This window comes from Streptomyces sp. NPDC059524, assembly GCF_042749255.1.
GTDB classification, from domain to species: Bacteria; Actinomycetota; Actinomycetes; order Streptomycetales; family Streptomycetaceae; genus Streptomyces; species Streptomyces xanthii.
Genome location: NZ_JBHYTK010000082.1, coordinates 1 through 6190, shown reverse-complemented (window position 1 = coordinate 6190; position 6190 = coordinate 1). Strand labels below are relative to the sequence as shown.

Annotated in this window: 5 protein-coding genes; 3 read left to right on the top strand and 2 right to left on the bottom strand. The window is 72.0% G+C overall.

What is annotated here, in order from left to right:
• Positions 1–94 precede the first annotated feature (94 nt).
• Positions 95–1420 (bottom strand): MFS transporter, encoded by a 1326-nt coding sequence (locus tag ACFW9D_RS22490; protein WP_384624169.1) that lies wholly within the window; start codon positions 1418–1420, stop codon positions 95–97.
• A gap of 94 nt (positions 1421–1514) precedes the next feature.
• Positions 1515–2774, bottom strand: a complete 1260-nt coding sequence (locus tag ACFW9D_RS22485; RefSeq protein ID WP_188339821.1) for an exo-beta-N-acetylmuramidase NamZ domain-containing protein — start codon at positions 2772–2774, stop codon at positions 1515–1517.
• A 177-nt stretch (positions 2775–2951) separates the two neighbouring features.
• Between ACFW9D_RS22485 and ACFW9D_RS22480 the strand changes: the two genes are divergently transcribed.
• The 3 genes from ACFW9D_RS22480 (at position 2952) to ACFW9D_RS22470 (ending at position 6032) form a co-directional block, all read left to right on the top strand.
• Positions 2952–3716 (top strand): SDR family oxidoreductase, encoded by a 765-nt coding sequence (locus tag ACFW9D_RS22480; RefSeq protein WP_384624167.1) that lies wholly within the window; start codon positions 2952–2954, stop codon positions 3714–3716.
• The gene (locus ACFW9D_RS22475) at positions 3713–5374 is read left to right on the top strand and encodes a class I adenylate-forming enzyme family protein (protein WP_384624166.1); all 1662 of its coding nucleotides are present in this window, start codon (positions 3713–3715) and stop codon (positions 5372–5374) included. The genes ACFW9D_RS22480 and ACFW9D_RS22475 overlap by 4 nt, the downstream gene beginning before the upstream one ends.
• A gap of 61 nt (positions 5375–5435) precedes the next feature.
• Positions 5436–6032 carry a TetR/AcrR family transcriptional regulator gene (locus ACFW9D_RS22470; protein WP_384624164.1) on the top strand — a complete coding sequence of 199 codons (597 nt, stop codon included), beginning with the start codon at positions 5436–5438 and terminating at the stop codon, positions 6030–6032.
• Positions 6033–6190 lie beyond the last annotated feature (158 nt).

Genomic DNA, 6190 nt, shown 5'->3' with positions numbered 1-6190 from the left:
GTCTTGGTTTCCCTGGCGCAGCGTTGTGATTTCCGCACACCCACGGTATGTGTCCGGGCGTCCGCCCGCCAGCTGTCCCGTTCCCGTGGCGCCCTCAGCCGAGTTCGCGCTCCCGGGTCTCCGGCAGCGCGAGCACGCACAGCAGCGAGATGACGGCCATCGCGCTCACGTACCAGCCCACCGACGACGAGCCGAACGCGCTCTGCAACCGCGTCGCCACCAGCGGCGCGACGGCGCCGCCGAGCACACCGCCCAGGTTGTACGCGAACGAGGCGCCCGAGTAGCGCACCCGGACCGAGAACAGCTCCGGCAGATAGGCGCCCATCGGGCCGTACACCACGCCCATGCAGAACAGGGCCCCGCCGAGGGCCAGCGCGATCAGGACCGGCTGCTCGGTGTCCATCAGCAGGAACAGCACCGGCCCCCACACCACCGCGAGACCCGAGCCGGCGAGGACCGTGCGGCGCCGCCCGCCCGCGTCCGAGCGCGTCGCGGCGAGCCAGGTCCCGGCCGCGAGGAACAGACAGGCCACGAGCGACACGGCGAGCATCGTGCCGCGCGGCACGCCCAGCGTCTTCGTGCCGTAGGCGAGGCAGTAGGTGGTGGCGGTGTAGAAGAGGCCGTACGCGACGACCATGCCGCCCGCGCCGAGCAGGATCTCCTTCGGGTGCCGCTTGAACACCTCCAGGGCCGGTGCCCTGCTGGCCTCCTGGTCCGCCATCACCTTGGCGAACACGGGCGTCTCGCTGATCTTCAGCCGCACGAACAGGCCGACGGCGACCAGAAGGAAGGACAGCAGGAACGGGATCCGCCAGCCCCAGGACCGGAACGCCTCGTCCGAGAGGGACTCGGACAGCAGCCAGAAGATGCCGGTCGCCGCGAAGAAGCCGACCGACGGGCCGAGTTGGGGGAATGCCGCGAACAGGCCGCGCCGCCCGCGCGGCGCGTGCTCCACGGCGAGCAGCGCCGCCCCGCCCCACTCGCCGCCGAGCCCGACGCCCTGGAGGAAGCGCAGCAGCACGAGCAGCAGAGGGGCCCAGACGCCGAGCGTGGAGTAGCCGGGCAGCAGGCCGACGCACGCCGTCGACAGGCCCATCAGCAGCAGCGAGGCGACGAGCACCGACTTGCGGCCGATCCGGTCGCCGAAGTGACCGAACAGCAGGGAGCCGATCGGGCGGGCGGCGAACGCGACGGCGTACGTCGAGAAGGACGCCAAAGTGGCGTTGAGGGAGGACAGGTTGGGGAAGAACGCCTCGTTCAGGACGAGGGCGGCGGCCGTTCCGTAGACGTAGAAGTCGTAGAACTCGATGGCCGTGCCGATGAAACTGGCGACCGCTACGCGCCGTAGGCGCTCCGGCCGAGGGGCCGCGGCCGTGTCGTCCTGGGCTGGGTCTTCCCTGGTGGGGTCGTCTTTGAGCACGGCTGCACTGTCGCGGTCGGTGCAGTATGCAGTCAATCCCCGAGACGGGACGTCTCGGGGATTGAGATGCTCCCCGTGTCTCTTCCGAGGGCGCCTACTTGTAGGTCAGGTACTGCCGGCGCACCGCGCGGAACTTCTCCAGTTCGCCGTGCCAGCCCTGGACGACCTCGTCCGTGTCCGCGCCCTTGTCGATCATCGTGCGGACCTGGGTCGAGCCCGTGAGCTTGTCGATCCAGTTGTCGGAGCGCCAGGCGAAGCCGCTCCAGGCCGACTTGGCGGTGACGAGGAGCGCGATCCCGGTGCGGACCGGATCGAAGGCCTCGCGGTCGTCGACGTGGATCTGCACGCCGCCCACGGTCTTGCCCTGGAACTTGGAGAACGTCGGTGCGAAGTACGCCTCCCTGAAGTGCACGCCGGGCAGCGCGAGTTCGTTCGCGGCGGCGGCCCAGCGCGCGTCGATCCCCTCGGCGCCGAGGAGTTCGAAGGGGCGGGTCGTGCCGCGCCCCTCGGAGAGGTTCGTGCCCTCGAAAAGACAGGTGCCCGAGTAGACCAGGGCCGTGTCCGGGGTCGGCATGTTCGGGCTCGGCGGCACCCACGGCAGGCCCGAGGCGTCGTAGAAGTCGCGGCGCTTCCAGCCGGTCATCGTCACCGTGGCCAGCTCGACCGGCTTGTCCAGGTACTCGCCGTTGAACAGCCGCGCCAGCTCCGTGACCGTCATGCCGTGCGCCTGCGCGATCTCGCGCCGGCCCACGAACGTCGCGAACTCCTTGTGCAGGACCGGCCCGTACGCGTCGCGCCCGGTCACCGGGTTCGGCCGGTCCAGGACGACGAACCTCTTGCCGGCGAGCCGCGCCGCCTCCATGCAGTCGTACAGCGTCCAGATGTACGTGTAGAAGCGGGCGCCCACGTCCTGGATGTCGAAGACGACCGTGTCGACACCGGACGCCGTGAAGATGTCGGCGAGCGCCTGACCGCTCTTCAAGTACGTGTCGTAGACCGGCAGCCCGGTCGCCGGGTCGTCGTAACGCCCCTCCGAGCCGCCCGCCTGCGCCGTGCCGCGGAAGCCGTGCTCGGGGCCGAACACGGCCTTCAGGTCGACGCGGTCGTCCGCGTGCATGACGTCCACGATGTGCCGCACGTCCCGGGTCACGCCGGTGGGGTTGGTGACGACGCCGACCTTCTGCCCGGACAGCAGCCCGTAGCCGTCGGCCGCGAGGCGTTCGAAACCGGTGCGCAGGCCCGGCCCGCGCCCCTGTCCGTCCACCGTCGCGGCGCCCGCCGTGCCGCTCCCCGCACCCAGCGCGCCGGCCACTCCCGCACCCGCCGCGAGCAGCACCCGTCTCGACACGTTCATCCGTGCACCTCCGTGATCGCCGGAACTGGTCTGGTCCTCTCGCCGCACGCTAGTCCCCGGACCCCGTCCGGGGAACGGATCTTGCGCGCATCCGTGTCCCGCGCCCCCTTTCCCCACGACATACCGACTGGTTAGTGTGCTGAGGCAACCTGAGTCACGGCGTGCCGAAGGAGACCGATGGTGGAGAGTCCGCAGGGCCAGTCAGTCGTCGTCACGGGCGCGGGCGGCGGTATCGGCGCCGCCCTCGCCCGCCGCTTCGCCGCCGCCGGCGCCCGCGTCGTCGTCAACGACCTCGACGCCGCCAAGGCCGCCGCGGTCGCCGAGGAGATCGGCGCGACCGCCGTCCCCGGCGACGCGTCCGCGATCGTCGACGACGCCCGGGACGCCCTCGGCGGCACCGTCGACGTCTGGTGCGCCAACGCGGGCCTCTCCTCCGGCGGCACCGAGTCCGCGGACCCCGCGGTGTGGGCCGCCGCCTGGGACGTCAACGTGATGGCGCACGTGCGCGCCGCCCAGGCCCTGCTCCCGGACTGGCTGGAGCGCGGCAGCGGCCGCTTCGTCTCCACCGTCTCCGCCGCCGGACTGCTCACCATGATCGGCGCCGCCCCGTACAGCGTCACCAAGCACGGCGCCTACGCCTTCGCCGAGTGGCTCTCGCTCACCTACCGGCACCGCGGCATCAAGGTGCACGCCATCTGCCCGCAGGGCGTGCGCACCGACATGCTCACCGAGGCCGGATCCGCCGGTGACCTCGTCCTCGCGCCCACCGCCATCGAACCGGAGGACGTCGCCGACGCCCTGTTCACGGGCATGGCCGAGGACCGCTTCCTGATCCTGCCGCACCCCGAGGTCGCCGGGTACTACGCGGGCCGCGCCGCCGACCCGGACCGCTGGCTCACCACCATGAACCACATCCAGCAGAAGTGGGAGGCCGGCCGGTGACCGAGTCGATCTACGCGGCACGCCCCTGGCTCGCCGTCCTCAGCGAGGCCCAGAAGGCCCCCGTCACCCCGCCCGCCACCGTCGTCCACGCCTTCGCCGACGCCGTGCGCCGCGCCCCCGACCACCCGGCCCTCGCCTACTTCGACGGCCGCCTCAGCTACGCCGAGGCCGACGCCCTCTCCGACTCCGTCGCCGGACACCTCGCCGCCCGGGGCCTGGAGCGCGGCGACCGCGTGGCGATCATGCTGCAGAACTCTCCGCACTTCGTGCTCGCCCTGCTCGGCGCCTTCAAGGCCGGCGCCGTCGTCGTCCCGGTCAACCCGATGTACAAGGCGGGCGAGGTCGCCCACGTCCTCCACGACGCCGAGGTCACCGCCCTGGTCTGCGCCGACCGCGCCTGGGAGGCGTACCTGCGCGACACCGCCGCGGACTCACCCGTACGCATCGCCCTGACCGCCTGCGAACTCGACCTGCAGAGCCGGAACGACACCCGCGTCCTGTCCTTCGAGCGCGTCACCCCGGCGCCCGCCGACACCGACGACCTGCTCACCGTCGCCCGCGCCGGCCACCCCGCGCCCGCGGACCGCGAGCTGACCAGCGCCGACATCGCGCTCATCAGCTACACGTCCGGCACCAGCGGCACCCCCAAGGGCGCCACCAACCTGCACGGCAACATCACGCACAACGCCGAACGCCAGCGCACCGGCCTCGGCGTCGCCGAAGGCGCCACCTACTTCGCCCTCGCGCCCCTGTTCCACATCACCGGCATGGTCTGCGAACTCGTCGCCTGCGTCGCCAACGCGGGCACCCTCGCCCTCGCCTACCGCTTCGAACCCGGCGTCGTCCTCGACGCGTTCGCCGAGCACAGGCCCGCCTACACCGTCGGCCCGTCCACCGCCTTCATGGCCCTCGGCGCCCAGCCGCAGGCCACCCGCGAGCACTTCGCGTCCTTCGACTCGATCTCCTCCGGCGGAGCGCCCGTGCCGCCCGCGCTCGTCGAGAAGTTCCGCGCCGCGTTCGGCCCGTACATCCACAACGGCTACGGCCTCACCGAGTGCACCGCCCCCTGCGCCACCGTGCCGCCCGGCGTCGAGGCCCCCGTCGACCCCGTCTCCGGCACCCTCGCGGTCGGCGTGCCCGGGCCCGACGCCGTCGTCCGCATCGTCGACGACCGGGGCGCCGATGTGCCCTTCGGCGAACAGGGCGAGATCGCGGTGCGCGGCCCCCAGGTCGTGCCCGGCTACTGGCGCCGCCCCGACGCCACCGCCGAGGCCTTCCCCGACGGGGAACTGCGCACCGGCGACATCGGCTTCATGGACGCGAACGGCTGGCTCTACGTCGTCGACCGCAAGAAGGACATGATCAACGCGTCCGGCTTCAAGGTCTGGCCGCGCGAGGTCGAGGACGTCCTCTACACCCACCCCGCCGTCCGCGAGGCCGCCGTCGTCGGCGTCCCCGACGCCTACCGCGGCGAGACCGTCAAGGCGTACGTCAGCTTGCGCCCCGGCGCCGACGCCACACCGGACGAGCTGTCCGCGTACTGCGAGGAACGGCTCGCCGCGTACAAGTACCCGCGCGAGGTGGAGGTCCTGCGCGAGCTTCCCAAGACGGCAAGTGGGAAGATCCTCCGGCGGGAACTGCGTTCACCGGGCGCGTGACCCGCGCAGGACCCGAGTGACCGAAGCACCACGAGACAGACAGCGAAGGCAGGTGGCGGCAGTGGCCAAGGCGGCGACGGACGGCGACGGGACGCCGGTTCCGCAGCGACTCCTGGCGGCCGCCACCCGGCTGTTCGCCGAGCGCGGCTACGACCGGACCTCCGTGCAGGAGATCGTCGAGGCGGCGGGCGTCACCAAGGGCGCCCTCTACCACTACTTCGGCTCCAAGGACGACCTGCTGCACGAGGTGTACGCGCGCGTGCTGCGCCTCCAGCAGGAGCGGCTCGACGCCTTCGCCGACCTGGACCAGCCGGTCGAGGAGCGGCTGCGCGCCGCGGCCGCCGACGTGGTCGTCACGACCATCGAGAACCTCGACGACGCGGCGATCTTCTTCCGCTCCATGCACCACCTCAGCCCCGAGAAGAACAAGCAGGTACGGGCCGAGCGGCGCCGCTACCACGAGCGGTTCCGGGCCCTGATCGAAGAGGGCCAGAAAGCCGGCGTCTTCTCCACCGAGACCCCGGCCGACCTCGTCGTCGACTATCACTTCGGCTCGGTCCACCACCTGTCGACCTGGTACCGGCCCGACGGCCCCCTCACCCCGCAGGAACTCGCCGACCAGCTGGCCGACCTGCTCCTGCGGGCGCTGCGCCCGTAAGACGGCCGAGCAGCACCTCGGCCGCTCGCCCGGCCTCCGTGGGGGTAAGGGGGGTATTGACGGTACGTGCGCGTCTGCGGCCCGGTGGGGGCTTCTCGCGCAGTTCCCCGCGCCCCTGAAATGCAGGCGCTTCGCGCCGCATTTCCCCGATGGGGCGC